Annotated in this window: 20 protein-coding genes; 11 read left to right on the top strand and 9 right to left on the bottom strand. The window is 68.6% G+C overall.

What is annotated here, in order from left to right:
• Complete coding sequence (locus tag NI1_RS10400) at nucleotides 1–1,137, top strand: VWA domain-containing protein (RefSeq protein ID WP_084522990.1); 1,137 nt, start codon at nucleotides 1–3, stop codon at nucleotides 1,135–1,137.
• Between the two features lie 107 nt (nucleotides 1,138–1,244).
• On the top strand, nucleotides 1,245–2,735 hold the full coding sequence (locus tag NI1_RS37085; protein WP_245663152.1) for a serine/threonine-protein kinase: 1,491 nt from the start codon (nucleotides 1,245–1,247) through the stop codon (nucleotides 2,733–2,735).
• Between the two features lie 55 nt (nucleotides 2,736–2,790).
• Here NI1_RS37085 and NI1_RS10390 read toward each other — a convergent pair whose 3' ends face one another.
• From NI1_RS10390 to NI1_RS10375, 4 genes are all read right to left on the bottom strand, one after another.
• Nucleotides 2,791–5,421 (bottom strand): ABC transporter permease, encoded by a 2,631-nt coding sequence (locus NI1_RS10390; RefSeq protein ID WP_174564470.1) that lies wholly within the window; start codon nucleotides 5,419–5,421, stop codon nucleotides 2,791–2,793.
• Nucleotides 5,421–6,194 carry an ABC transporter ATP-binding protein gene (locus tag NI1_RS10385; RefSeq protein WP_067818147.1) on the bottom strand — a complete coding sequence of 258 codons (774 nt, stop codon included), beginning with the start codon at nucleotides 6,192–6,194 and terminating at the stop codon, nucleotides 5,421–5,423. Before NI1_RS10385 ends, NI1_RS10390 begins: the two co-directional genes overlap by 1 nt.
• A gap of 122 nt (nucleotides 6,195–6,316) precedes the next feature.
• Nucleotides 6,317–8,098, bottom strand: a complete 1,782-nt coding sequence (locus tag NI1_RS10380) for a serine/threonine-protein kinase (protein WP_067817370.1) — start codon at nucleotides 8,096–8,098, stop codon at nucleotides 6,317–6,319.
• A gap of 67 nt (nucleotides 8,099–8,165) precedes the next feature.
• Nucleotides 8,166–10,070, bottom strand: coding sequence for a serine/threonine-protein kinase (locus NI1_RS10375; RefSeq protein ID WP_067817366.1), 1,905 nt, complete (start codon nucleotides 10,068–10,070; stop codon nucleotides 8,166–8,168).
• Between the two features lie 314 nt (nucleotides 10,071–10,384).
• On the opposite strand from NI1_RS10375, the gene NI1_RS10370 reads away from it, so the two are divergent.
• The 4 genes from NI1_RS10370 to NI1_RS10355 all read left to right on the top strand — a co-directional run bounded on the left by NI1_RS10370 (nucleotide 10,385) and on the right by NI1_RS10355 (nucleotide 14,636).
• Nucleotides 10,385–11,158, top strand: coding sequence for a deoxyribonuclease IV (locus NI1_RS10370; protein WP_067818144.1), 774 nt, complete (start codon nucleotides 10,385–10,387; stop codon nucleotides 11,156–11,158).
• A gap of 104 nt (nucleotides 11,159–11,262) precedes the next feature.
• Nucleotides 11,263–12,219 (top strand): TauD/TfdA dioxygenase family protein, encoded by a 957-nt coding sequence (locus NI1_RS10365; RefSeq protein WP_067817363.1) that lies wholly within the window; start codon nucleotides 11,263–11,265, stop codon nucleotides 12,217–12,219.
• 282 nt (nucleotides 12,220–12,501) lie between these two features.
• On the top strand, nucleotides 12,502–13,713 hold the full coding sequence (locus NI1_RS10360; protein ID WP_067818141.1) for a CaiB/BaiF CoA transferase family protein: 1,212 nt from the start codon (nucleotides 12,502–12,504) through the stop codon (nucleotides 13,711–13,713).
• Complete coding sequence (locus tag NI1_RS10355) at nucleotides 13,710–14,636, top strand: hydroxymethylglutaryl-CoA lyase (RefSeq protein ID WP_067817359.1); 927 nt, start codon at nucleotides 13,710–13,712, stop codon at nucleotides 14,634–14,636. Before NI1_RS10360 ends, NI1_RS10355 begins: the two co-directional genes overlap by 4 nt.
• Before the next feature lie 17 nt (nucleotides 14,637–14,653).
• Here NI1_RS10355 and NI1_RS10350 read toward each other — a convergent pair whose 3' ends face one another.
• Nucleotides 14,654–14,899 (bottom strand): hypothetical protein, encoded by a 246-nt coding sequence (locus tag NI1_RS10350; protein WP_157535033.1) that lies wholly within the window; start codon nucleotides 14,897–14,899, stop codon nucleotides 14,654–14,656.
• Nucleotides 14,900–15,204: 305 nt separating this feature from the next.
• Here NI1_RS10350 and NI1_RS10345 point away from each other — a divergent pair, with 305 nt between their 5' ends.
• Nucleotides 15,205–15,729 (top strand): hypothetical protein, encoded by a 525-nt coding sequence (locus NI1_RS10345; RefSeq protein WP_067817353.1) that lies wholly within the window; start codon nucleotides 15,205–15,207, stop codon nucleotides 15,727–15,729.
• A gap of 95 nt (nucleotides 15,730–15,824) precedes the next feature.
• On the top strand, nucleotides 15,825–16,856 hold the full coding sequence (locus NI1_RS10340) for a hypothetical protein (protein WP_157535032.1): 1,032 nt from the start codon (nucleotides 15,825–15,827) through the stop codon (nucleotides 16,854–16,856).
• A 76-nt stretch (nucleotides 16,857–16,932) separates the two neighbouring features.
• On the opposite strand, the gene NI1_RS10335 is transcribed toward NI1_RS10340, so the two are convergent.
• Entirely contained in the window at nucleotides 16,933–18,060 is a 1,128-nt protein-coding gene (locus NI1_RS10335) for an acyl-CoA dehydrogenase family protein (protein ID WP_067817347.1), read from the bottom strand.
• Between the two features lie 9 nt (nucleotides 18,061–18,069).
• Complete coding sequence (locus tag NI1_RS10330; protein WP_067817344.1) at nucleotides 18,070–19,239, bottom strand: acyl-CoA dehydrogenase family protein; 1,170 nt, start codon at nucleotides 19,237–19,239, stop codon at nucleotides 18,070–18,072.
• 353 nt (nucleotides 19,240–19,592) lie between these two features.
• Here NI1_RS10330 and NI1_RS10325 point away from each other — a divergent pair, with 353 nt between their 5' ends.
• Nucleotides 19,593–20,360 carry a hypothetical protein gene (locus NI1_RS10325; RefSeq protein ID WP_067817341.1) on the top strand — a complete coding sequence of 256 codons (768 nt, stop codon included), beginning with the start codon at nucleotides 19,593–19,595 and terminating at the stop codon, nucleotides 20,358–20,360.
• A gap of 79 nt (nucleotides 20,361–20,439) precedes the next feature.
• Here NI1_RS10325 and NI1_RS10320 read toward each other — a convergent pair whose 3' ends face one another.
• Nucleotides 20,440–22,227, bottom strand: a complete 1,788-nt coding sequence (locus tag NI1_RS10320) for a DEAD/DEAH box helicase (protein ID WP_067817338.1) — start codon at nucleotides 22,225–22,227, stop codon at nucleotides 20,440–20,442.
• A gap of 212 nt (nucleotides 22,228–22,439) precedes the next feature.
• Here NI1_RS10320 and NI1_RS10315 point away from each other — a divergent pair, with 212 nt between their 5' ends.
• Together NI1_RS10315 and NI1_RS10310 are read left to right on the top strand one after the other, a co-directional pair.
• Entirely contained in the window at nucleotides 22,440–23,300 is an 861-nt protein-coding gene (locus NI1_RS10315; RefSeq protein ID WP_067817335.1) for a carbon-nitrogen hydrolase family protein, read from the top strand.
• Between the two features lie 34 nt (nucleotides 23,301–23,334).
• Nucleotides 23,335–23,964 (top strand): phosphoribosyltransferase, encoded by a 630-nt coding sequence (locus tag NI1_RS10310; protein WP_067817332.1) that lies wholly within the window; start codon nucleotides 23,335–23,337, stop codon nucleotides 23,962–23,964.
• Here NI1_RS10310 and NI1_RS10305 read toward each other — a convergent pair.
• Nucleotides 23,948–24,475, bottom strand: coding sequence for a gamma carbonic anhydrase family protein (locus tag NI1_RS10305; RefSeq protein WP_067817329.1), 528 nt, complete (start codon nucleotides 24,473–24,475; stop codon nucleotides 23,948–23,950). The two genes, NI1_RS10310 and NI1_RS10305, sit on opposite strands and share 17 nt — an antisense overlap.
• Nucleotides 24,476–24,481 lie beyond the last annotated feature (6 nt).

Below are 24,481 nucleotides of genomic sequence, written 5' to 3'. Positions count from 1 at the left end.
ATGGTGCTCGGCGCGGCCGGTGAATCCGAGTCCGGGATAGGCGGGCTGGGCAATGCCGACGACGCCGCCATGGACCGGGCGCTGGGTGCGCTCTACGACTCCGAGGAGCGCGGCCGGAACGCGGGGCGCAAAGCGGGCGGGCTGGGCGGATCCGCGCCGCAGGTTTCGCGGTGGCTCGGCGATATCCGCAAATACTTCCCGTCCACCGTGGTCGAGGTGCTGCAACGCGATGCCGTGGAGCGGTTGAACCTCACCGAACTGCTGCTGGAACCGGAGTTGCTGGAGGCGGTCGAGCCGGATGTGCATCTGGTGGGGACGCTGCTGAGCCTGAACCGGGTGATGCCCGAGACCACCAAGGCGACCGCGCGCACGGTGGTCGAGCAGGTGGTGCGGGATATCGAACGGCGGATCGCGGCGCAGACGGTGGCGGCGGTGGGCGGGGCGTTGAACCGCGCGGCGCGGGTGACGCGGCCGAAACTGCGGGATATCGACTGGGATCGGACTATTAGGAAGAACCTCGCGAATTACCTGCCGGAGCATCGGACCGTGGTGCCGGAGCGCCTCGTCGGTTACGGGCGCAAAGCCCAGGCGGTCCGGCGGGATGTGGTGCTGGCAATCGACCAATCCGGCTCGATGGCCTCCAGCGTGGTGTTCGCGTCGGTGTTCGGCGCGGTGCTGGCGTCCATGCGATCGCTGAAGACCTCGCTGGTCGTATTCGACACCGCCGTCGTGGATCTCACCGACAAGCTGTCCGATCCGGTGGACGTGCTGTTCGGTACCCAGCTGGGCGGCGGCACGGATATCAATCGCGCCATCGCCTATTCGCAGTCGCTCATCACCCGGCCCGCCGACACCCTGTTCGTCCTCATCTCCGATCTCTACGAGGGCGGCGTGCGCGCCGAGATGCTGAAGCGGGTCCGTGCCATGCAGGAATCGGGCGTGCAGGTGGTGGTGCTGCTGGCGCTCTCGGACGACGGCGCACCCGCCTACGACCACGACAATGCCGCCGCGCTCGCCGCCCTGGGCGTGCCCGCTTTCGCCTGTACGCCGGATCGTTTCCCGGAGCTGTTGGCAGTCGCCCTGGATCGCGGAGATGTTTTGGCATGGGCACACGCGAACGCAGGTCAGAGCGGCTGATCCGGCTCCCGGCGGACTCGGACCGCTCGGGCGGCCCGGCGCGACGCGGTAGGCTGCCTGCGGATCTGTCTCGTGGAAACGGGGGCTCGGCCTTGCAGCGTGGTGATGTGTTCGCCGGTTATGTCATCGACCGCGAGCTCGGTCGCGGCGGTATGGGGTCGGTGTACCTGGCCAAGCATCCGCGGTTGCCGCGCATGACGGCGCTCAAGCTGCTGAACCAGGAGATGTTCTCCGATAACGAGATTCGCGCCCGCTTCGTCCGCGAGGCCGACCTGGTCGCGCAGCTCGATCATCCGAATATCGTGACCGTGTACGACCGCGGCACCGAGGGTGAGCAGCTGTGGATCTCCATGCAGTACATCGACGGCGTGAATGCCTCGGCCGTCAATCCGGGTTCACTGCCGCCGTTGCGGGCGGCGCAGATCATCACCGAGACCGCCAAGGCGCTCGACTACGCGCATGCCCGCGGCGTCCTGCATCGTGATGTGAAGCCCGCGAATATCCTGCTCGCGCGCTCCTCCAATCGGGCCGGCGCGGGCGGGGAGCGGGTCTACCTCACCGATTTCGGCATCGCCCGCTTGCGTGACGACACCGGCCATCTCACCCAGACCGGCACGGTGACCGCGACCCTGGCCTACGCCTCCCCCGAGCAGCTGACCGGCGCCACCATGGACGGCCGTTCCGACCAGTACGCGCTGGCCTGCACCCTGTTCCAATTGCTCACCGGCGCGGTGCCGTTCGAGGGCACCAGCCCCGCCGCCGTCATTCGCGGCCACCTCCAGCAGCCGCCGCCCCCGGCCACCCCCCTGCGCCCCGAACTGCCGCGCCCCATCGATGCCGTCCTGGGCCGGGCCCTGGCCAAGCGCCCCCAGGACCGCTTCCGCTCCTGCGTCGAATTCGCCGCCGCCGTGGAGCGCGCGCTCGCCGCCCCGCGCCCGCCCACGCCCGCGCATCCGCAGCCGGTGATCCCCCGGCCCCCGACGCCGATCCGCCCGCAGCCGATCGTGCAGCAGCCGCGTCCGCCGGTCGGCCCCGTCGGGCAGTCGGGCCCGGCTCCGCAGCCCCGCCCGCTCGCCCAACCCGGCCCGATGCCCGTCGGCCAAGGACCACAACTCGGCCCGAATCCTCAGGTGAGCCAGGGCCAGCCGATCGGCCCGAACCCGCAGGTGAGCCAGGGCCAGCCGATCGGCCAGATTCCGCCGTTGGGCCTCAATCCGCAAGCCAGCCAAGGGCACCCGCTGAACCCGAATTCGCCCATGGGCGCCGTGCCGGGGGTTTCGTCGGGTCGCGCGCCGCAGGTGGGGCCGGTGCCGCACGCAGGCCAGGGGCCGCAGCTGGGGCCGGGCCCGCGGGTCAATCCCGGTCCGGTCTATCAGCCGCAGCACTTCCAGCAGCGCCCGCCGGTCACGAATTACCTTCCGCAGCAGCGGAGTTCGAGTCCGGTCGGCTGGATCATCTTCGGCATCGTCGCGGTCATCGTGACCGCCATCATCGTCATCGCGATCATCGTGAACAGCAACAAATCGTCTTCGCTGGGCCCCGCGACGCCGCCGGTCTCCACGCTGTCCCTCCCGGCGGCCGGACCCGGCCCGCTCTGAACGACCAGGGGCCCCGCCGGAATGGCGGGGCCCCTGCGTTTTTCAGCGTCTGCGGCTACACGTCGACAATGGCCGCCAGCGGCGGGGTGCGCGCCGCCCGGACCGCCGGCCACAGCGCGGCGAGCACGCCCACCACGCCGGAGGCGACGACCATCAGCACGATCTGTCCCCAGGGCACGGTGATTTCGGTGAGCCCGAGATCCCGCAGCGTTTTCAGGAACCCGGTCCCGAGCGCGAGCCCGAGCACCACGCCGACCACACCGCCGAAGATGGCGATCAGCATGGATTCCAGATAGATGGTGCGCCGCACCTGCGCCCGCTGCATGCCGACCGCGCGCAGCATGCCGATCTCGCGCCGCCGCTCCACCACCGACAGCGCGAGCGTGTTCACGATGCCGAGGATGGCGATCACCACCGCCAGCGCCAGCAGTCCGTACAGGATCGCCAGCATGGTGTTGATCTGGCGGCCCTGCGCGCCCTTGAAATCGTCACGGTCCTGCACCTGCACGACGATGAACGGCTCCATCGCCTGCTCCAGGTCGCCGCGCATGGCCTGCACATCGGCGCCGGGTTGCGCGGTGATCAGCACCAGGAAGCTGCTGCGGAAGCTCTGCGACACCATCTTCTCGTAGACCGCCATGGGCGCGACCATCGCGCCGAGCAGCTGGGTGTCCTTGTAGATGCCGGACACGGTGACCTGGTACGGCTCCTTCTGGGAGGGATCGACCGGCTTCAGTTCGACGCTGTCGCCGACCTTCCAGTTCCGTTCCGCCGCTTCGGTTTCCGAGACCATGATGTCGTGGTCACCGAGCTGCCCCGAGCCCTGCTCGATGTCGTAGCTGAGGACCTTGTCCAGCTGTCCTTCCGGCACGGTGCCGAGCAGCTGATCGTCGCCGACCTTCACCGCGACCAGATGCAGCGGCACCACATCCGCGACGCCGGGGACCTGCTGCGCCGCCGGGGTGGCGACCAGCGGAATATTGACCAGGCTGTTCTGCTGCCCGGCCAGGATGTAGTCGGCCTTGACGCCCTTGTCCACCAGATCGGTGATGCTGGCCTTCGCCGAAGCGCCGAGCATGCCGATGGCCGAAACCAGCATGAGGCCCAGCGTCAATGCGAACGCGGTGGCCGCGGTCCGGCGCGGATTGCGGCGCGCGTTGTTCCGCGCCATCTGCCCGACCGGACCGAACGGCTTCACCAGCACGCTCAGCACCCCGATCACCGGCCGCGACAAGGCCGGCGAGGCCAGCAGCACCGCGAGGATCAGCGTCAGCGCGCCGACGCCGACGACCGCTGCCGCATTGCCGCCGGTGCCCTGTGCCCCGGCCACCACCAGCACCGCGCCGGCCACGGCCAGCAGCACACCGAAAACCGTTCGCGTCCACTTGGATTGGAAGACGCGCTGCACGCCGGCGGCGAGCGCGCCGAGGCGCAGGCTACGCAGCCCGGTCACCAGCGCACCGGAGACCGTACCCAGACGTTTCGTCTCATTGGACGATCCGAAGACCTCCCGCATGGCCTCGACCGGCGGGGTGGTCGCGGCGCGCCGGGCCGGTGCGTACGCGCTGACCACGGTCACCAGCACGCCCACCGCGATGGCGACCAGCACGGTGCGCGGCAGCACCTTCATGGAACCGGTCGGCAGGCCCAGGTTGAAGGCGTTCAGGACCGCCGACAGCCCGAACGCCAGGCCGATGCCCGCAGCCAGACCCAGTGCGCTGCCGATGATTCCGATAATGAGCGCCTCGCCCACCACCGAGCGCCCGACCTGCCCGCTGCTGGCGCCGACCGCGCGCAGCAGCGCGAGTTCCCGCAGTCGCTGCGCGACCAGCATGGAGAAGGTGTTGTAGATGATGAAGGTGCCGACGATCAGCGCGATGGCGCCGAAGGCGAGCAGGAAGTAGTTGATGAACTTGAGCGCGTCGCCGACCTGCTTCTTCATGTCCTCGCGGACCTGATCGCCGTTCTGCACCTTGTAGTCCGGGTACGCCTTCGCGATCTCCTCGCGCAGCGCGTCCGGCGAATAACCGGGCTTGGCCGCGACATCCACGAAGGCGACATGCTTGCCGTCGGTGAAGAGTTCGCGCGCCTGCTGGTCGTCGAAGAGCACATTGATGAAGCCGCCGGAATTGCCCGGCAGCTGGTAGATACCGCTGACGGTGACGTCCTTGGTGCCCTTGGACGGAATCAGCACCTTGGTCTGATCGCCCACGTGCAGTCCGGCCCGATCGGCCCCGCCCTCGTTGATCGCGATCTCGCCGGTCTTGGTCGGCGGCCCGCCCGCGATGAACGGATCCGGTTTGGCGACAGCCTTCTCCGGCGGCAGGTAGGAGGTGCCGAAGGTGGGCGCGCCACCGGTCTGCACCGCCTTGCCGTCCTTGACCATGACGATCGGCCCGTTCACGGCCGGGGCCACCGTCCGCACCCCGTCCATGGCCGAGATCTTCTCCACGACCTCGTTCGGAAGGCCCAGGGACTGTTGCTCTTTGGGCTGCACCCGGACATCGACGCCCTGAGCCTGATTGGCGAAGATATCGTCGAAGCTGCGCTGCAAGGTATCGGTGAACACGAACGATCCCGCGATGAACGCGGTGCCCAGCACCACCGAGAGCAGGGTGAGCGCCAACCGCACCTTGTGCGCGGCGAGATTACGCAAGGCGACCTTGCGCATAGGACTACCGGACATCAGACGGTCTCCAGCGACTTCATCTTGTCGAGCACGGAATCGGCGGTGGGCGAACGCAATTCGTCGACGATCTGACCGTCCGCGAGGAACACCACCCGGTCGGCGTAGGAGGCCGCGCGCGGATCGTGCGTCACGATCACCACCGTCTGATGGAATTCGTCGACCGCCGCGCGCAGGATCGAGAGCACCTCGCCGGAGGATCTGGAGTCCAGGTTGCCGGTCGGCTCGTCCCCGAAGATGATCTCCGGCTTACCGGCCAGCGCGCGGGCGCAGGCCACGCGCTGCTGCTGGCCGCCGGAGAGTTCGCTGGGGCGGTGGGTGAGGCGATCGGTCAGGCCCAGCCGCTTGAGCACGGTGGACAACCACTCCTCGTCGGCCTTGCGGCCCGCGATATCCAGCGGCAGGGTGATGTTCTCCAGCGCGGTCAGGGTGGGCACCAGGTTGAACGCCTGGAAGACGAAGCCGATGCGATCGCGCCGCAGCGCGGTCATCTGCTTGTCGGAGAGCTTGGTCAGATCGGTGTCACCGATGTGCACCGCCCCCGAGGTGGCCGAGTCGAGACCGGCGAGGCAGTGCATGAGGGTCGATTTTCCGGACCCGGACGGGCCCATGATCGCGGTGAATTCCCCCCTCGCGAAGTCGGCCGACACCCCGGCCAACGCGCGGACCTGCGTATCGCCGGACCCGTAGAGCTTCACAAGGTCGGTGGCCCGGGCGGCTACCCCGGCTGCACCCTTGTCCAGAGTGACGGATTCCGAGACGTTCGAAGTCATGCTGTCCAGTGTGTAGATGTTCCCGGACCGACGCCATCCGGGATGACCCGGATACATGCACCCTCATAGACTTCACAAAGAACCGGCTGGTCCCGGGAGGATATGCCCCCGAAAGATGGGGGTCAGCCGAGCGGGGCCGACTTCCACCAGGTCAGCAGATCCTGCTCGCTGGCGATGAACCCGACGCTGTACATCAGCACCTGCCCGCGGCCGGAGCCGTCGCCGAAAGCGGTGACCATGCGCGGGCGATACGGTTCGCTGCCGTTGAGCAAGTAGTTGGTGTAGGTGTGCCCGTCGACCGTGGTCGTGGACTTGGTGTTGGCGGGCAGCCCGTCCAGTACCGCCTGCGCATCGGCGGTTCCGGAATACAGGATGAAGCGGTAGGTCGCTTTGCTGTTGCCGCCGAAGCAGTTCCAGACCGGCAGCGAATTGCCCAGGCTCGGCTCGTCGGAGCCGCGCGCGGGCACCGCGGCATTGGAGGCGTAGGTCATGCACGCCGCGCCCTGGTATCCGGTTCCGGCGTTGAACGACCGCGAGGCGTCGGCCTCGGGCAGCATCTTCGGGAACATATGGCTCAGGAGCTGGGCATTCGCACCGATCTCGGCCGACGGCACGAGATCGGCGGGGGTCTCGGTGGTGGTGGGAGCCTCGGTGGTGGTCTCGGCTTCCGGCGCGGGGGTGGCGGGCGCCGGTTCCTCCAGGGTCGTGGTCGGCACCGTGGTCCCGGTGTTCGAGGCCCGGTCGATGTAGACGAGCAGGCCCGCGAGCGCGAGCAGCGGCACCACGATGATCAGGGCCACGGTCAGCAGGCAACCGCGCAGGCGTTTCTTCTTCGGCTTGCGCTCGGGCGCCCGCGGCGGGACGGGCGTACCGCGCGGCGGCGTGTTCCCGGTCGACGGCGACCCCGGCGGCACAGTCCGCGGCGGGATGGCGCCCGGAGCCTGATATCCGGCGCGGGTGTGCTGCGGACGCGGCGGCGTCAAGGTCGCGTGCGGGCCGCTCGCCTGCGCGAAGGTGGCGTGCGGAGCGCTGGCCTGGGTGAAGCTCGCGGGCGGAACGCTCGGCCTGGACGCCGGCCCGGCATACAGCGCCTGCTGGGCGGCGGTGGCGAACGCGGTGCAGGATTCGAATCGGTCGCGGGGATGCTTGGCCAACGCCCTCGCCATGACCGCGTCCAGCGCCGGTGGGAGCCCGGCCCGCAGCGCGCTCACCGGGGGCGGCGGCTGGTTCAGATGCCCCTGCATGACCGCCACCGGATGTTCGGCGGTGAACGGCACGCTGCCGGTGAGCAGCCGGAACAGCGAGCAGGCGAGGGAATACTGGTCGCAGCGACCGTCGAGCGGATGGCCCGAAAGCTGTTCGGGCGCGGCATAAGCCAGCGTCGCGGTGAACGATCCGGTCTGGGTGAGCTTGGTGGATTCGTCGCGCAGTCGCGCGATCCCGAAGTCCGCCAGGAAGATTCGCTCTTCCCCGTCCGCCTGCTCCAGCAGGATGTTGGCGGGCTTCACATCTCGGTGCAGCACGCCCTTGCGGTGCGCGTAATCCAGGGCCTTGGCGGTCTCGGCGATGATCCGGATCGCCTGCGCCGGAGGCAGATTCCCGGCTTGCAGCGACGCCGCGTCCACCCCGTCGATGAAGCGCATGGCGATCCACGACCGGTCGTCGTCGAAGCCGCGATCGAACACCGGCACGATATTCGGATGATCCAAGCGCGCTACGAGATCACCCTCACGTTCGAAGCGCGCGCGAACCTCGCCGTCCCCGAACAGTTCCCGATTCAGCAGCTTGAGCGCGACCAGCCGGGGCAGGCGCGGATGCCGGGCCAGATACACCGACCCCATCCCGCCGCGGCCGAGTTCGCGTTCGATCTCGTATCCCGCGAACACCTCACCGCTGCGCAGCACAAAGGCACCTTTCGTCCGCCTGTCCGGACCGGACCCTAGCGCGGGGGCGGCGGCCCGGACAACCGGTTCAGTTCAGAGGTGCCGAACGCCACCAGCGCAGGACGTCGTCCATGCTGTCGTAGACGCCGTCGGTGTACATGAGGTACTGGCCGCGATTGCCGTCGCCGGTGAAGGCGGTCACCAGGCGCGGCTGGTTGTTATCGGTGAACTGGTAGTTGGTGTAGGTCTTGCCGCCGTTGGTGTCCTGCGACTTCTTGTCGGCGGTCAGGCCGTCCAGCACCGACTGCACCTTGGCGGAGGACGGGTAGGCCAGGATCTTGTAGAAGGGATCCTTGTAATCGCCGCCGCCGGTGCAATCCCATTGCACGGCCCAGTCGCCCAGGTCCGGCTCGCCCTCGGACTTCGACGGCGGACTCGTCGAGTCGTAGAGCGTGCAGGTGGCGCTGTTGTAGCCGAGCTCACCGGTCTTGGTGGTCGGCACCATGCGCGGGAATTCCTTGCTGAGCGTGGACCAGTCGACGCTGTTGGCGGTGCCCGAGGCGCCGGCCGCGGAGGAGCCGGTGCCGCCGGAGTCGCTGTCGCTGCCGATGGCGGCCAGGCCGATCACGGCGACGATCACCAGTACCAGGACGCCCACCACGACCGCGATGATCACCCCGGCATTGGATTTCTTGGGCGGCATGGGCGGGCGGCCACCGGCCATCGGATTGCCACCGGGCGGACGCGCGCCGGGCGGCACCGGACCGGACGGGCGGGTGTAGGCATTGCCCGGCGGCGTGAACTGCGGGTTGGTGGCGCGCCCGGTGTAGCTGCCGGCCAGCGGCTGCGGGGGCGGCGTGGCCGTATTGACCGGTGCGCCGGTCTGATACGGCAGGTTGGCGGTCGGATTGGGCGGCGCGGTGTGCATGGGTCCGGCGGTCGGCATGGGTTGCCCGCCGGTCTGCATGTGGCCGCCGGTCTGCATGGGCGCCCCGGTGTGCATGTGACCACCGGTCTGCATGTGACCGCCGGTCTGCATCGGGCCGCCGGTGTGCATGGGCATACCGGTCGGCAGTTGCCCGGCGGTCGGGCCCTGCCCCATGATCGGCATGGGCGGTGCGGTGTGGCGGCCCACCAGCGGCATGGCCGGGGCGCTCGGCGCGGCCAGCGCGCGCTTGGCCGCGGCGGCGAATTCGCTACAGCTGGCGAAGCGTTCGTCGGGCCGCTTGGCCATCGCCTTGGCCAGCACCAGATCCAGCGACGGCGGCAGCCCGGGCCGCGCCGAGCTCAGCGGCGGCGGCGGATTCTGCAAATGGCCCTGGATGACGGCGGCCGGATTGGTGGCCGAGAACGGGCCCGCACCGGTGAGCAGCCAGAACAGCGTGCACGCCAGCGAATACTGGTCCGAGCGCCCGTCCAGCGCCGACCCGGTCAGCTGCTCCGGAGAGGCGTAGGCCAGGGTCGCGGTGAAAGTGCCGGTCTGCGTGAGGTTCTGGCCCTGATCGTCGCGCAGCCGGGCGATGCCGAAGTCGGTCAGGTAGACCCGCTCGCCCTTGCCGCCGGTGGACCGCGCCAGCAGGATATTGGCCGGTTTCACATCGCGGTGCAGCACCTCGTTGCGGTGCGCGTAGTCCAGCGCGTCGCCGACCTCGGCGATGATCTGCACGGCCCGCTCCGGCGGCAGCGCCAGCGGATTCACGCTCGCGGCATCGACACCGTCGATGTACTGCATGGAGATCCACATCTGGCCGTCTTCGAGCCCGCGGTCGTAGACGGTGACGATATTGTGGTGGTCCAGGCCCGACACCAGGTCCGCCTCGCGCTCGAAGCGCGCGCGAACCTCCTTGTCGAACACCATTTCCCGGTTCAGCAGCTTGAGCGCCGTGAGCCGGGGCAGCCGCGGATGCTTGGCCAGATACACCGATCCCATGCCACCGCGGCCGAGCTGCCGCTCGATGACATACTCGGCGAAAACGTCACCGTTGGACAGCATGACTAAATCCCACTTCCCACGTCGCACGCCGGGACCCACCAACGCACGCTGTACCGCAACCGATCGGCGTGATCAAGCTCGGACCGACCCGAGAAAACACGAAAACCATAGCAGGCGCGCAGGTCGGCCGTAGTTTCCTCGATGCCGCGACCGTTGGCCTTGGCTGACAAGCGTATTCACCCCCGGGTATCGGGTCGAGACGACAGTTTCCTACCGATCTATCTCCCCACATCGCGCTTACGCAACACTGAAGATTCGCTTGTACCGCCCGGGATGCCCGCTTGCTGTCGGTGCTCGGCGATACCCTGGCATCCATGCGCCTTGGAGCTCACGTTCGTATGGACTCGGACCCCATCGGCTTCGGTGAGAAGCTGGGGGCCGACGTCATCCAGATGTTCGTGGTGGACCCGCAGAGCTGGGAGAAACCGAAGCCGCACCCGCTGACCGCGGAGATCAAGGCCAGCCCCATCGAGGTGGTGGTGCACTCCTCGTACCAGATCAATGTGGCCAGCCTGAACAACCGGCTGCGCATGCCGTCGCGGAACGCGGTGGCGTTGCAGGCGCAGGCCGCCGCCGAACTCGGGGCGTTCGGGCTGGTGGTGCACGGCGGGCACGTGCGCAACGACGACGAGATGGTGGAGGGGATCCTCAACTGGCGCAAGCTGTTCCAGCGGCAGGAGGACAAGGGCGGCTTCGCGGTGCCGATTTTGATCGAGAACACCGCCGGCGGCAATCACGCCATGGCCCGGCACTTCGACGATATCGCCCGGCTGTGGGAGGCCGTGGGCGACTTCGGGGCCGGGTTCTGCCTGGACACCTGTCACGCCTGGGCCGGTGGCGAGGAGCTGCTCGGGATCGTGGAGCGGGTCAAAGCCATCACCGGGCGGATCGACCTGGTGCACCTGAACTCCTCGCGCGACGACTTCGACTCCGGTGCGGACCGGCACGCGAATCTGGCGGACGGGACCATCGATCCGCAGCTGCTGGTCGAGGTGTGCAAGGCGGTCGGAGACGCGCCGATCGTGCTGGAGACGCCGGGCGACGGCGTGGCGGAGGACCTGGCTTACCTTCGCGAACAGGTCGGGTAACTCCTTTCGATCCCGCTGATCCTGAACCTGTTTCAGCGGTGCGCCCGGTGGTGTCCTGGGTACGGCTCAATCAGAGCCGGACTCCTCCGGGCGAAAGGCATTGCATGTCCGTCGATTACGCATCCGACACCTCCACCGTCACCGTCGTGAAGCTGGGCAGCAAGATCGGCGCGCGCATCGACGGCGTCAAGCTGGGCGGCGAGCTGGACTCGGTGACCGTCCAGGCCATCCAGGACGCGCTGCACCAGCACAAGGTGATCTTCTTCCGCGGCCAGGAGCACCTGACCGAGGACGCGCAGTACGAATTCGCGCAGCTGCTGGGCGCGCCCACCACCCCGCACCCGACCGTCACCTCCAAGGGCGTCAAGACGCTGCCCATCGATTCCGAGTACGGCCGCGCCAACAGCTGGCACACCGATGTCACCTTCGTGGACCGGATTCCGAAGGCGTCCATCCTGCGCGCGGTGCACCTGCCGTCCTACGGCGGCTCTACCACCTGGGCCTCCACCGTGGCCGCCTACGAATCGCTGCCCGCGCCGCTCAAGGCGCTGGTGGAGAACCTGCGCGCGCGGCACACCAACTCCTACGACTACGCGGCCGACCGCACCGAGATCGAGCGCGGTGAGAACGATCAGGTGACCGCCAATATCAAGGCGTACCGCGAGGAGTTCCAGTCCACCTACTACGAGACCGAGCATCCGGTGGTGCGCGTGCACCCGGTCACCGGCGAACGCGCGCTGCTGCTCGGGCATTTCGTGAAGAACTTCGTGGGCCTGTCCGCCGCCGAATCGCAGACGCTGTTCCAGCTGCTCCAGAACCGGGTCACCCGGCTGGAGAACACCACCCGCTGGAACTGGCAGCTCGGCGATGTGGCGATCTGGGACAACCGCGCCACCCAGCACTACGCCATCGACGACTACGACGGCCAGCCGCGCCGCCTCACCCGCATCACCCTGGCCGGTGACGTGCCGGTCGGCGTGCACGGCGACGAATCCACCATCATCACCGGCAATGCCGAGCACTACTCGATCATCGAGGAAGTCACCCCGAAGGCGGCCTGACGCCGCAGCCGGACAACGGCATTCACACACTGCCCGGTTCGCGGTTTCTTGCGTGCACCACGAGCCGGGCCGCGGGCCGGTGCGACGAACTCCGAACGCCACCGTCGCACCGGCCCGTGCTGTGTTCAATTGCCCTCCGCTGCGCTCCGGGCGGGTTCGCGGCCCCAAAGTCTCGTTCTTCCCTCCCTCCGCTCCCCCGCTTCGCTCCTCCGCTCCACTCAGTCCAGAACGAGCCGGGCCGCGAACCTTGTGGGGGGCGGCCTATGGTTCAGACTTGTGACCATGGAGATTCGGCCGCTCGACGGGGTGCGGGTTCTGGAGCTTGGTAATTACGTCGCGGCCCCCACCGCAGGGCGCATGTTGGGGGACTTCGGGGCGGAAGTCATCAAGGTGGAGCGGCCGAAAACTGGTGACGAGCTGCGGAATTGGCGGCTGTACGGGGGCGACACCTCGATGCTGTACCGGACGATCAACCGGAACAAGAAGTCGATCACGTTGGATCTGCGCACCGAGGCGGGGCGGGCGATCGTGCTGGATCTGATCAAGCGGTGCGATGTGCTGCTGGAGAACTTCCGGCCCGGGATGCTGGAGAAGTGGGGACTGGGGCCGGAGGTATTGAACGCGGCCAATCCGGATCTGGTGATCACGCGGATTTCGGCGTACGGGCAGACCGGGCCGCTGTCGCAGCGGCCGGGATTCGCGGCCGTGGCCGAGGCGGTGGGCGGGTTGCGGGAGCTGGTCGGCGATCCGGATCGGCCGCCGGTGCGGGTGGGGGTTTCCATCGGCGATTCCATCGCCGGGATCTATGCCGCGTTCGGGACCGTCATGGCCTTGTTCCAACGTGAGCGCACGGACGGCCGAGTTCCGTTGGACCGGCGCGTCATCGACGTGGCGCTCAATGAGTCGATCCTGTCGGTGATGGAGTCGCTCGTCCCCGACTACCTGGCCTACGGCATCGTGCGCGAACGGGTGGGCGGGCGAATGGAGGGCATCGCGCCCAGCAACGCCTACCCGACCAGCGACGGATACTCGATCATCATCGGCGGCAACGGGGATGCCATCTTCCAGCGGTACATGCGGGTCATCGAACGACCGGACCTGGCCGCCGACCCGGCGTTGCAGGACAATGCCGGGCGCTGGCGCAATCGCGATCGGCTCGACGCCGCCATTGCCGACTGGTCCCGGCTGCGCACTCGCGACGAGGCGCTGAAGATCCTGGAGGACGCCGCCATTCCGTGCGGGCCCATCTACACCGCCGCCGATATCGTGGCCGACGAACAGTACAAGTCGCGCAATATGATTCAGCCCTTCCCGGTGGACGTGGGCGAGCCCGAACCCAAGCAGGTCGGGTTCCCGGGCATCGTGCCGGTGATCGGCGGGCAGTCGCTGCCCATCCGCAATGTCGGGCCCGACCTGGGCGAGCACACCCGCGAGGTACTGTCCGGGCTGCTGGGTCTGTCCGAAGCCGAAATCGATGCGCTGGAGGCGAAATGACCGCGATCCTGCGAGATGTGACCCTGCGCGACGGGTTGCAGCTCACCGGCAAGGTGCTGCCGACCGCGCGCAAGGTGGAGATGGTGCGCACGCTGCTGGAGCTGGGTGTGCCGGAGCTGGAGATCGGCTCGATGGCACGGCCGGATCTGGTGCCGCCCATGGCCAATTCACTGGAACTGGTGGCGGCCCTGACGCCGCGCGAGCTGGAACGCTGCTGGGTGTGGGTGGCAACGCCCCGGCACGTGGAGAAGGCCGCGGCGGCCGGGGTGCGGAACTTCCAGTACTGCTTCTCGGTCTCGGACTCGCACAACCGGGCCAATATCGGGCGCGGCACCGAGGACAGCCTGGCCGCCATGCCGGATGCCATCGCGCACGCGCGGGCGGCGGGCGGGCGGCTTCAGCTGTGCCTGGCAACGGCTTTCACCTGCCCGTTCGAGGGGCCGGTGGATCCGCTGCGGGTGCTGGCCATCGCGCGCGATCCGCGCACCGAGGGGGCCTCGGACATCGTGCTCGCCGACACCCTGGGGCAGGCGCATCCCGGGCAGGTGTCGGGGCTGGTGTCCGCGGTCGCGGCACAGGGTCGTTTCGGCGGGCCCGAGCATCGCATCGTGTTCCACGGTCATGACACCTGGGGCATGGGCGTGGCCAATTCGCTCGCCGCGATCGCGGCCGGGGCGAGCGTGGTGGACGGTTCGCTGGGCGGGCTGGGTGGCTGCCCCTTCGCGCCGGGCGCTTCCGGCAATACCTCGAGCGAGGATCTGCTCTTCGCCACCCGGCCGGAATGGTTCACGCCGCCGGTATTGGCCGCAATGGTCGATTTGTCGGAGAATTTGCTGACCGAACTCGGCGAGCCGAATCGTTCCCGCACTTCAGAGGGAAGTCGTTCGAAAGCATCAGCTTTCGAATGGGTTATTTCCGAATAGCCGACATTTGCGGCAAATTAGCCAGTCGCGTCGGCGCGGAGTTTCAAGAGCACCAGTCCGGCGGTGCAGGCGAGAATCAAACCGGCCACGGTGATTTCCACCTGTAGCCCGGCAATGCCGAGGACGGCACCGGTGATTCCCCCGAGGAAGATCAACCACGCGACGGTGCGGGCCAGGATTGCCGACAACCGCATCGACCCGGCGGCCGTGGGTTCCCCGGGCTGTGCGGCGGCACGCAACGGAGATGTCGAGAATGCACCCATCATCTACTCCTCGATGACGCTCCGCCGGCGGTCGCGATTCATCGGCGCGCCTCTCGGCAAATTTCGAGCGTCTCACGTGTAACTTTGGACACACATTACGGCTCCGCAACGAAATGTCCATACGACACGTGCGCACAACACGCGGAGTTTATTGATTCGATATCTGAATCATCGCTGTTTGAGATCTCGCCGTATCCCGCTAATTCGGCGGAACCCGCCGGCTATTCGTACCGACCACCCGCCTGGCAAGGTACTGGCACCTCCGTTAGGGTGAGCCCACTCGACACGAATCAGGAGTGCCAAGCATGGACGGCAGCAACGCCGGCGCGGACGCGCGCGACGAACTACCGTCGCGCCGCCTGCCCAAGCCCGTGGCCTACGCCGCCGTGGGAGTCGGCGCGGTGTCGGCGGGCCTGATCCTCATCGGCGCGTGCGGCCTCGGCAACCAGGACGTGTACGTGGCGCCCCCGCCGATGAACGCCGAACTCCAAGCGGCGGAGACGGTATCGGCCTCCGGCACCACCACCCAGGCCATCGTCATCCCGCCCTCCCCCAGCTGGCGGGTCGCCGCCGACCAGCCGCCGCGCCGTCCGCGCACCACGGTCTCCGAAACCGACTCCCCCGACGCGGATCCGAGCGCCGACACCACCTCGCGCACCACCCCGTCGCGCCCCACCACCTCGCGCACCACCCGCCCGCGGCCGACCACCACCGAACCGGCCCCGCCCACAACGGATCCCATCCGCACGACCACCACCGAAGCCCCGCCGACCGAACCGGCGTCATCCAGTTCCGCGGCCGCCCGCCCGGCTTCCGAGAACGACGAATAGCACCGCCTGCTCGGCGCGGACCCGTAACCCGCACCGCGAGGCCGATCCGGTGGCTCCGATTGTGGTGGCGCGGCTCGCGTGTGAGCATCGGGCTGGTGAAGTACACGGAGGTTCCGCAACTCGAGGTCGTCGCGCTCGGTTCGGCCGCGGTGGACGGCGCGGTCGAGGCGCTGCCGGATGCGCGGATCGCGGTGCGGACGGCCGGGTTGCTGCGGGTGTTCGACCGCGAGGACCTCTTCGAAGACGATGCCGCGGAGCCGATATCGGAATTGCGACTGGGTGAGGGCGAGCATGCCACGCCGTTGGCCGGCAACGGATTCGTCATCGCTGGGACCGATTCGGTGCGGGCGACGGGCGGGGGTGCGCGGTGGCGGCTGGCGCACGACCCCTGGCATGGGTCGGGGGGCGCGATCGGGAATCCGGCGGTGAGTGCGGACGGGGCGCTGGTGAGTGTGTTGTTGCCGAACCTGAGCCGGGGCTATCCGGGTGGCCGGGCCTGGCTGGCGGATGACGTCGCGGTGTTGGATGCCGCTACCGGGAAGGTGATCAAAAGGGCAGCGGTGCAGGGGACTTCGCAGCGGGTGGTGCAGTGCTGGCATCCGGAGCGGGCGCGGCTGGCGGTCGCGACGTGGGCGGCGTGGGGCGGGTGGATGACCTGGTGGGGGCTGCCCGGTGGCGGCGGGTTCCGGTTCACCGGCGGTGCGGAGGACCGGCTGCCGGTCGGCTTCTTGCCGGGCACCGACCGGTTGGTCACCCGGCGCTGGGCGGACTCCCCCATCGATGCCGAGGACGACTACGAAGAACTCACGATCCACGATGTCGTGACGGGCGAGGAGACCGCCGGGTTCGACACCACCGAGCTGAACGAGAACGCCTGCGAGGACGACTTTCCCGACGATGCCGCCGTAACCGCGGATCGGGTCCTCACCGTGGTGCGGCCGCAGGAGCTGCACGGCGGGCAGGGCCGTGGCATCCACGTGCACTGGCTGCTGGACACCGAGGCCCTGGCACCGGTCGGCCGGCTCCACTACCCGATCCCGGCGGGCGAATCGGTGATCGCGCTGGGCGACGGCAGCTGGCTGACGCGCCACGGCGGCGAACTGCATCGCTGGCGGCTCGCGACCTGAAGTAATCGCGCGGGCGTGAAAAACACCGTGCCCGTTCCGCATTCGGAACGGGCACGGATTCACTTCCGGAGCCGGATCAGAATTCGACCAGGCTGTAGTCGCCGATGCGATCGCTGAGCACACGCAGATGCTCGAGATCGCCGCCCAGGGTGCGGGCGATGGCGGTGAGGCGGGCGACATAGTGGCTCACCGGGTATTCGGTGGTGATGCCGATGCCGCCGTGCATCTGGATGGCCTCCTGGCCGATGTGCCGGGCGGAGCGGCCGACCTGAAGGCGGGCGCGCGAGCCCACCACCGGATCGGTGATGCCGTCCGCCAGCGCCGCGGTGGCGTAGTAGCTCATGCTGCGGGCCAGTTCCAGCGAGACGTACATGTTCGCCGCGCGCTGGGTGAGGGTCTGGAACTTCGAGAGCGTGACGCCGAACTGCTTGCGCGTCTTCAGGTATTCGGTGGTCAGCCGGAGTGATTCCTCCATCGCACCCAGGGATTCCGCACACAGGCCGGCCTGCGCCTGCGCGGTGACCGCGTCCAGCGCCGCCGTGGCATCGGCCAGGCCGCCCACGAGTTCGGCTGCGGCGCCGTCGAATTCGATCTGCGCACCGCGGCGCTCGTCGAAGGTGCGGTACGGCGTGCGGGTGACGCCGGCGGCGTCGGCGGCGACCAGGAACAGGCCGAGTCCGCCGTCCGGGAGAGTGGCGCTGACCACCAGTTCGTCGGCGCAGTCACCATGCGGCACCGGGTTCTTCACGCCGGTCAGCAGGTAGCCGTCGCCCTGCGCCGTGGCCTCGGTGCCGAGTTCGGCCGCAGGCCAGCGGGTTCCGGGCTCGGTGTGCGCGAAGGCCAGCAGCTTCGTGCCCGCCACCACCTCCGGCAGGATGCGCTGCTTCTGCGCGTCGGTGCCCGCCTGGGCGATCAGCCCGCCGGGCACCAGTACGGCATCCAGCACCGGCTCGGGCGCGTTGCGCCGCCCGATCTCCTCCAGCACCACCATGACCTCGACCGGTCCCGCGCCGACGCCGCCGTCCTCTTCGCTGAAAGCCAGGCCCAGCACGCCCAATTCGGCGAGCTGATGCCAGACCTCGCGGCTCCAGCCCAGTTCGGTGTCGGTGACCTTCAGGCGGGTTTCCGGGTCGTAGGCGCGCGCCAGCAGATCGCGGACGGTGTCGCGGAGCATGACCTGTTCATCGGTGAGTTCGAAATCCATGGCGGCGGCTCACAATCCGAGGATGGTGGAGGCGATGATGGTGCGCTGCACCTCGCTGGAGCCTCCGTAGATGGTGGTCTTGCGGTAGTTGAGGTACGCCGGGCCGGTGCGCTGCGCCCAAGCCGGCGAGGCGATGTCGGCGCCCGGTACCGGCAGGGCATCCGGTCCCGCGATGTCCAGCAACAATTCGGTGGCGGCCTGCTGGAGCTCGGAGCCGCGCAGTTTCAGCACCGAGGAGGCCGGGTTCGGTTTGCCGTCACTGGAATTGGAGACCACTCGCATCAGGGTGAGTTCGAGCGCCAGCAGCTCGTTCTCCAGCTCCGCGATGCGGGCGGCGAACACCGGGTCGTCCAGCAGCGTGCCGGAGCCCGACTTGGTCTGGGCCGCATACTCTTTCGCCACGCCCAGCTTGACCTTGGTGCGGCCGACGCCGGTAATGCCGGTGCGTTCGTTGCCGAGCAGGAACTTGGCGTAGGTCCAGCCCATGTTCTCCTCGCCGACCAGCTGATCGGCGGGGACGCGCACGTTCTCGAAGAAGACCTCGTTGACCTCGTGGTGGCCGTCGATGAGTTTGATCGGGCGGATGGTCACGCCCGGGGTCTTCACATCGAAGAGCAGCAGCGAGATGCCGGCCTGCTTCTTGGCGGCCGGGTCGGTGCGCACCAGGCAGAAGATCCAGTCCGCGTACTGCGCCAGCGTGGTCCAGATCTTCTGGCCGTTGACGATGTAGGAGTCGCCGTCACGCACCGCGGTGGTGCGCAGCGAGGCCAGGTCGGAGCCGGCGTCGGGCTCGGAAAAGCCCTGGCACCACCAGATGTCGAGGTTCGCGGTCGGCGGGAGGAAGCGCTGCTTCATCTCCTCGGAACCGAACTGCGCGATGACCGGGCCGATCATCTGGGCGTTGAAGGTGAGCGGTTCCGGGACGGACGCGAGCTGCATCTCGTCTTCCCAGATGTGCCGCTGCATCGGGGTCCAGTCCTTGCCGCCCCACTGCACCGGCCACTTGGGGGTAGCCAGACCGTGCTCGTTGAGGATTCGGTGGGTGGTGACGATGTCGTCCTTGGAGAGCTCCAAGCCGTACTTCACACGTTCGCGGATCTCCGCCGGAATCTTGGTCCGGTAGAACTCACGCAGATCATCCCGGAATTTCACCTCATCGGGTGAAAGCGAAAGCCTCATTGCCTCTCCCAGCGTTGCCGTGGTTTCGCCAACAAACTTACCCCCCGGTAATGGAGTAGCTGTGATCGAGGCAACTCTCGCGACTCTCAGGGCTCCGCCCTGAAACCCGGAACCTCAGCGATCTCGGCCGACCCCACGACTCTCACCGCTCCACCCTGAAACCCGGAACGGCGGGGGCGTCGGCCGACTCCGGCGAAGCTCGAGGCTCGGCCCTGAAACCTGGGGTGGGTGGGACGTCGGCCGACGGTCGTACCGGCGAACTGGTACGTTGCCGGGAAGAATCCGGCCCGCTCGCTCGAGTGGCCGCGCCGCCGGATCGAAAACCGGTATCCGAGTTCGCAGGAGCAGCACGAGTGAACCGTAGGACCCTGACCCAGCGCGCCGCGACCACCGTCGCCCTGGCCGCCAGCGCGATCGTCCTCGGCGCGCAGACCGCCGCCGAACCGCAGCCCAGCCCGCTCGATCTCGCGATCACGCAGCTCAATACGACCGCGGGCGACAACGCGGAGGCCAAGGCCGCGGTCGAGGCCACCGCCAAGACGGCCAAGCTGATCTCGGCCGCCAAGCTCGGCAATATCGCCTTCGAATCCTTCGGCTACCAGGCGCCGACCCTCGGCTGCGGCAGCAACCTCCCGATCACCATGACCGCGGCCTCCGCCATCTCCGGGTCCCCGGGCGCGGACAACGGGCTCAACGCGGCGCCCGGCACGCTCCGGTTCCAGGCCGCCCCGATGCACTCGGGTATGCCGCTCGCCTCCGGGCTGAGCGTGGCATGGCTCAATGTGGCCAACGGGCGCAGTGGGATCAACGGCCTCGACGATGTGACCGAATACAACCTGCCGGCGCTGACCAAGACGGTCGATTCCGGTGCGGGCACCATCGTGGCCTCGCTGTGGGGAACCATCGACTATCCGGGCGCGCGCTGCCTGGTGCTGCCGACCGTCGGCCTGTTCACCGTGGCCGAACTGCCCAAGGATCCGGCCCAGGCCCAGGCTTCGACCGGGTCCGGCGGCGGGTCCAGCGATGCCGGGGCCGCCGCCCCGACCAGCACCGTCCCGACGAGCGCCGCACCGACCGCTCCCGTCGCACCCGCCCACGGCACCCTGCTCACCCCCAACTGACTTCCACCCCAACCGAATACGACGAAGGCCGAGCACCGGAGTGCTCGGCCTTCGTGTTGTGCCTACTGCCGTGACCCGATCAGAAGCGCGGCTTGCGACGCTGATCCGGGCGCTTGCCCTCGCGGCGCGGGGCCCGGATCGTCGAGCGCTGTCCGGGCGGGCCCTGATCCAGCTGGAGCTGAATCAGCTGACCGCTGATCCGGGTGCGGGCCAGCGCGTTCAGCGTCTCCGACGACAGGTCGGCGGGCAGCTCGACCAGCGAGTGGTCGGGGCGAATGCTGATGTGGCCGAAATCGCTACGGCGCAAACCACCTTCGTTCGCGATCGCACCGACGATGGCGCCCGGGGCGACCTTGTGGCGCTTGCCCACCGCGATGCGGTAGGTGACCAGCTCGGTGCCGTCCCGGCCGACCCGCGGCGGGCCGGGCTCACGCCGCTCGCGCGGACCGCGCTCGTCGAAGGCGCGCTGCGGACGCTCGCGACGCTCGCGCGGCACCGGCTCCGGATCGGGCTCCATGAAGAAGTTGGCGCCGTCGTAGGACCCGACCGCGAGCGCGGCCGCGATATCGACGAGCGGGATGTTGTGCTCCTGCTCGTAATCCTCGATGAGCTTGCGGAACAGAGCCAGATTGTCACTGGCCAGGTGCTCGGTGATGGTGTCGCCGAACTTCTGCACGCGCTGCGCGTTCACGTCGTCCACGCTGGGCAGCTGCATCTCGGTCAGCGGCTGGCGGGTCGCGCGCTCGATGGCATCGAGCAGGCGGCGTTCCCGCGGGGCCACGAACAGCAGCGCGTCACCGCTGCGGCCCGCGCGACCGGTGCGGCCGATGCGGTGCACGTAGGACTCGGTGTCGTGCGGGATGTCGTAGTTCACGACGTGCGAGATGCGCTCCACGTCCAGACCGCGCGCCGCGACATCGGTGGCGACCAGGATGTCGAGCTGCCCCGACTTGAGCTGCCCGATGGTGCGCTCACGCTGCGCCTGCGCGATATCGCCGTTGATGGCGGCGGCGGAATACCCACGCGCGCGCAGCTTTTCGGCCAGCTCTTCGGTGGCCTGCTTGGTGCGCACGAAGATGATCATCGCCTCGAAGGGCTCGACCTCGAGGATGCGGGTCAGCGCGTCCAGCTTGCGCTGATACGACACCGGCACCCAGCGCTGGGTGATGTTGGTGTTGGTGGTGGTCTTGGTCTTTACCGTGATCTCGACCGGATCCTTCAGGTACTGCTTGGAGATCTTGCGGATCGCGGGCGGCATGGTCGCCGAGAAGAGCGCCACCTGCTTCGAGTCCGGCGTGTCACGCAGAATGCGCTCCACGTCGTCCTGGAAGCCCATCTTCAGCATCTCGTCGGCCTCGTCGAGGACCAGGAATTGCAGCTGCGTCAGATCGAGCGTGCCGCGCTCCAGGTGATCGATCACGCGGCCCGGGGTGCCGACTACCACCTGGGCGCCGCGACGCAGGCCGTTGAGCTGCACCGCGTAGTTCTGGCCGCCGTAGATGGGCAGCACGTGCAGGCCCGGGATGTGCACCGAGTACCGGCCGAACGCCTCGGAGACCTGGATGGCGAGCTCGCGGGTGGGAGCCAGCACCAGGGCCTTGGGCGCCTTACCGGAGAGGTCGAGGTGCTGGAGGATCGGAATCGCGAACGCGGCGGTCTTACCGGTGCCGGTCTGCGCGAGGCCCACCACATCCGCACCATCGAGCAGCGGCGGAATCGTCGCGGCCTGGATAGGCGACGGCGATTCGTAGCCGACATCGGCGATGGCCCGCAGGATGCGGTCATCGATCCCGAGATCGGCGAAGGACGGGCCGGTCGCGTCCCTCTCGTCGTGGCTGGGTTCGCTGTCGGCCGGTGAGGTACTCATTGACCAGGAGTTTACTGCCTGCTAGTAGTCGGCTGAACCATCGGGCCAATACGCTGGATGTCGTGCATCCGGACAACCCGCCCGCGCCCCCGTCAACACCGGCCGTTCGGTCCGCTTCTGGACTGGGTCGGAGCGAACCCGCTTCCATCCGAAACTACGTGACCGGCGCCGTCGCAGCCACCGAAGCGGGCAGTTCGGGAGGCATGGCGACAATGGCGGCCGAACCCGCCGGCGCACCCGCGCACCCCGCGACCGACACTGCCGCGGGCGCGGTGGACATCGCCGTCCTGCAATTCGCGCCCGGGGACGACACCGTGGCCAATCTCACCGCACTGCGCCGTGAGGTGCAGGCCGCGAGCGAACTCGGAGCGAAGGTGGTGGTGGCGCCCGAATACGCCATGTTCGCCACCAAACGCCTGGACCCGCGGGTGGTCGAGGTGGCCGAACCGCTCACCGGGCCGTTCGTCAGCGGATTGCGGGGAATCGCAGCCGAATTCGGGGTGCACGTGGTGGCGGGCGTCGCCGAAGCGCCCGGCGGGGACGCGCCGGCGGGACGCATCTACAACACCCTCGTGGCCGCCTCACCCGAGGCCGAGTTCGCCGCGATCTATCGAAAAGTGCATCTCTACGACGCTTTCGGGGCCCGCGAATCCGAGTATCTGCTGCCCGGACCGCTGGACGCGCCGCAGCTGTTCACGGTGGACGGGGTCGTGTTCGGCATGCAGACCTGCTTCGATCTGCGCTTCCCCGAAGGGATTCGCCGGGTCGCCGGCGCGGGCGCGCATGTGCTGCTGCTGCCCGCGCAGTGGATTCCCGGTCCCGGCAAGGTCGATCAGTGGACCACGCTGCTGCGTGCCCGGGCCATCGAGAACACCATCTTCGTGGCGGCCGCGAACCAGGCCGCGCCGCTGGGCTCCGGGGCCTCCCTGATCGTCGCCCCCACCGGCACCCTGCTGGCCGAACTCGGTGAAGCCCCCGGCATCGCCACCGCCCACCTCGACCTGGCCCACCTGGGCGAAGTCCGCACCACCAATCCCAGCCTGGCGCTGCGGCGCTACACCATCAGCAGCTGAGTCCGGTCCTGGGCGGGGACTAAAATCGCGGGTGATGGTCTATCCGGATCGGGGGGATGCCGGGCGCGCGCTGGGTGCGGCACTCGCGAACCTGCGCGGGCGGGACCCGTTGCTGCTCGGGCTGCCGCGCGGCGGCGTACCGGTGGCGGTGGCGGTGCGGGAGATCATCGGCGGGGAGGTCGATGTGCTGCTGGTGCGGAAGCTGGGGGTGCCGTGGCAGCCGGAGCTCGCGATGGGGGCGATCGGCGAGGACGGGGTGCGGGTGCTCAATGCGGACGTGGTGCGGCATACCGGGGTCACCGCGGAGCAGATCGCGGCGGTCGAGCGGGAGGAGCGGGCCGAGCTGGAGCGGCGGCGGCAGATCTTGCGGGCCGAGCCGCCGGTTCCGCTGAAGGATCGGATCGTGGTGATCGTGGACGATGGGATGGCGACCGGGGCGACCGCCGCGGTCGCGTGCGAGATCGCGCGATCGCACGAGCCGCGGCGGGTGATCGTGGCGGTGCCGGTGTCCTCCATCGAAGCGCTGCAACGGGTTCGGGCGCTCGCCGACGCCGTGGTGTGCCCGCTGGTGCCGCGGTTCCTGGGCGGGGTGGGGGCGGCGTACCGGGATTTCCATCAGCTCGGCGATGCCGAGGTGGTACGGCTGCTCAGCGAATCTCGGTGATGCCCTTGCGGTGTCGCTGCGCCAGGTCGGCATAGATATTCGGGTTGAGCTTCACCCAGAGCTCGGCGGGAGTGCCGGCCAGGGGCTTCTTCACCTGTGCGGGCGATCCCGCCGCCAGCACCCCGTCGGGGATCTCCGCGCCCGGCGGCACCAGGGAATGCGCCGCGATCATGGTGCCGCTGCCGATCTTCGCCAAATCGAGCACCGTGCTGCCGTTGCCCACAATCGATTCCGCGCCCACCGTCGCCCCGTGCAGCACCACCGAATGCGCGATGGTGGCCCCCGCGCCGATCTCCACCGGCCCGTCCTGCGGCACATGAATCACCGCATTGTCCTGCACGTTCGCCCGCTCCCGCAGGATGATCGGCGCGAAGTCGGCCCGCAGCACCGCCCCGTACCAGACCGAAGCCCCCGCCTCGACCCGCACATCCCCGATCAAGGTCGCCGTCGGCGCGATGAAGGCCGTCGGGTCCACCGTCGGCCGCTTGCCTTCGAATTCGTAAAGTGGCACGCCCCA

The sequence above is a fragment of the Nocardia inohanensis NBRC 100128 genome (assembly GCF_001612945.1).
In the GTDB taxonomy this organism is placed as follows: domain Bacteria; phylum Actinomycetota; class Actinomycetes; order Mycobacteriales; family Mycobacteriaceae; genus Nocardia; species Nocardia inohanensis.
This window is presented reverse-complemented; position numbering and strand designations above follow the sequence as displayed.